Origin of the sequence: Sulfuricurvum sp. RIFOXYD12_FULL_44_77, assembly GCF_001830725.1 — a bacterium.
Lineage (GTDB): Bacteria > Campylobacterota > Campylobacteria > Campylobacterales > Sulfurimonadaceae > Sulfuricurvum > Sulfuricurvum kujiense_A.
In genome coordinates this window covers 1-2,354 of sequence record NZ_MIBU01000090.1, presented here as the reverse complement: position 1 = coordinate 2,354, position 2,354 = coordinate 1, and the positions used below count along the sequence as shown (strand labels likewise).

Genomic DNA, 2,354 nt, shown 5'->3' with positions numbered 1-2,354 from the left:
AACTTGAGATACCGTTTAAGTTCGATAATACCGCTGGAGAGTGAGGGGGGAACAGGCGCTGATGCGGTGATGTCCACATCCTGAACACTGTTGTCTCGGGAGAGGAGCAGTTTGGTGTTGATTACATCCAGTAAATTTTTGAGCTGTTCATCTTTCGCGGTATAGATCTCTTCAATCCGTTCCCGCTCCGCAATGAGCATTTGCTCCTTGTCGTTGACTAAGCGATCGATTTTGGTTTCGAGCTCTTTGATTTTGAGTTTAAGTTGCTGGTTCTCTTTTTGATAGAGGGCAATTATCATGCCGACAGTTGTTTTTTGAGGAGCTGGTGCTGCTGCTGAGGGTTTGCTCTGTTGGGCAAGTTCTTGACGTTTTTCTTCATCCAATGAACTTCTAGGGACGATAATGTAGGTAACGCCCCCCTCGATAATATAGTTGAGTCGTTTTGTCCTAAGTTTGTTTTGGATCATCTCTTTGGACATTTTAAAGGTTTTGGCATATTCATCGACCGTAAAACGCATACATCCTCCTTAAGGATATTATGAGTGTTATATTACCCAAAAAAGGGTGTCTCTGATTAGTGTTTTTTAGGTGCAGCATTCCAAGAGGGTTTTGGGGGAGGGATAATCCCCCCTTTTCTCATCCAAATAAGATAGCCGCTATGGGTGATATTATGTTTATCCTGAAAGGTGTGGAGAGAACTGTGCCGAAATTCACATTCTTCCAAAAGCTGATGAAAATCTTTATGCAACGTTAAAAATGCTTGCAGTGATTCATACGCTGAATCGGAAATAATAACGGTACTGACAACGAGATTTTTGATTTCAACGTAACGCGCGCACTCATTTAAACCATCACCTATGAAATTTTCATTTCCCAAAATGTCTTCAAAATGGTGTACTTTTCCCGTATGAACCGCGACACGAATCCCTTTGAAATAAGGGTACTCTTTGGCAATATAATCGGAAAAATGGATAAATGAGAGTCCTAATAAAGGACCAAACCCCTGCAAGGAGGGGTGAAGAATACAATAAAAGCCATCACCTGTCGGGATCATCCCCTGCAGCATCTTATCCATTGTGATACCGGAAGCTTTGAGCATTTTCAGGATCATTTTTTTATAGGTTAGAGAGAGATAGGAGATTATTTCAAGCTGCTCATCCATGCGCAGACGTGAGAAATCGATGATATCGATGAGGACAATATCGGTGGTGATTGCTCTTTTTCTCATAGTAAAACCTGTAAAACTAAATTACCTCAATTGTAGTCTAAAATTGCTGAGATTGGCTAAAACATGATCGGGTCGGTTTTAGGAATGATCCCAAAGTGTGTTACTATTATCCGAAAATATCTATTTAGGTTGACCTTATGCAAAAACGAACCAAGATTTTAGCGACGGTTGGTCCCGCTTCGGATAATGTTGAGACCCTTTCGGCTCTAATCAAAGCCGGGGTAAACGTTTTTCGTCTCAATTTCTCTCACGGTACTCATGACTATCATGCGCAGGTACTGGCCAATATCCGTTTAGCTATGCGTGAAACCGGATTGATCGTCGGGGTGATGCAAGATATTAGCGGCCCCAAAATTCGTGTCGGAAAATTGAAGGAAGAATTTACGCTAGAGAGCGGTGATCGGCTTGATTTCCACTATGAAACGTGCCTAGGGGAAAAGATCGGGGAAAACCATTATTGTATTTCTATCAGTGAAAGTACCATTCTTCGAATGTTGAACGTGGGTGATTTTGTCTATTTATACGATGGTCTTATCCGTGCTCGTATTGTAGAGATAAGCGATAAGCATGTTCAGGCGATGATCGAAAATAAAGGGAAGCTCACGTCAAATAAAGGGATCAATTTTCCCAACACGAGGCTCGGTATCGATATTTTGACGGAAAAGGATAGAGTTGACATCGGATGGGGTGTGGCGAACGGTGTTGATTTCATGGCGATCTCTTTTGTCCAAAATGCCCAGGATATGATCAATGCGCGTGACGTCGTCCGCTCATACGGCGGAGAGGTACAGCTTATCGCGAAAATAGAGAAGTTTGATGCGGTGGAAAACATTGACGAGATTTTACGCCATTCGGACGGTTTAATGGTCGCGAGGGGTGATTTGGGGATAGAAGTTCCTTATTATCGTGTTCCCACCATTCAAAAAATGTTGATTGATAAAGCCAATGCCCACTCCAAACCGGTTATCACGGCAACACAGATGCTGTTGTCCATGACCGAAAAAGAGTCCGCTACGCGGGCGGAGATTAGTGATGTTGCCAATGCGGTGTTGGATGGAACGGATGCCGTAATGCTCTCAGAAGAGAGTGCCGTCGGGCACAATCCGGTGCTGGTAGTCGAGACGAT

The 2,354-nt window shown here is 43.2% G+C and carries 3 protein-coding genes; 1 reads left to right on the top strand and 2 read right to left on the bottom strand.

Translation table 11 applies throughout. The features are described 5' to 3' along the window. Together A2517_RS04100 and A2517_RS04095 are read right to left on the bottom strand one after the other, a co-directional pair. On the bottom strand, positions 1-518 hold a 518-nt coding region (locus tag A2517_RS04100), incomplete at its 3' end, for a hypothetical protein (protein ID WP_294894424.1). A 56-nt stretch (positions 519-574) separates the two neighbouring features. After that, positions 575-1,228, bottom strand: coding sequence for a hypothetical protein (locus tag A2517_RS04095; RefSeq protein ID WP_294894422.1), 654 nt, complete (start codon positions 1,226-1,228; stop codon positions 575-577). 137 nt (positions 1,229-1,365) lie between these two features. Here A2517_RS04095 and pyk point away from each other — a divergent pair. Then, on the top strand, positions 1,366-2,354 hold a 989-nt coding region (pyk, locus tag A2517_RS04090; protein ID WP_294894420.1), incomplete at its 3' end, for a pyruvate kinase.

Bases quoted from the DNA above. Each gene is read 5' to 3' on its own strand.
- A2517_RS04095 (WP_294894422.1), bottom strand. From the start codon at position 1,228: ATGAGAAAAAGAGCAATCACCACCGATATTGTCCTCATCGATATCATC.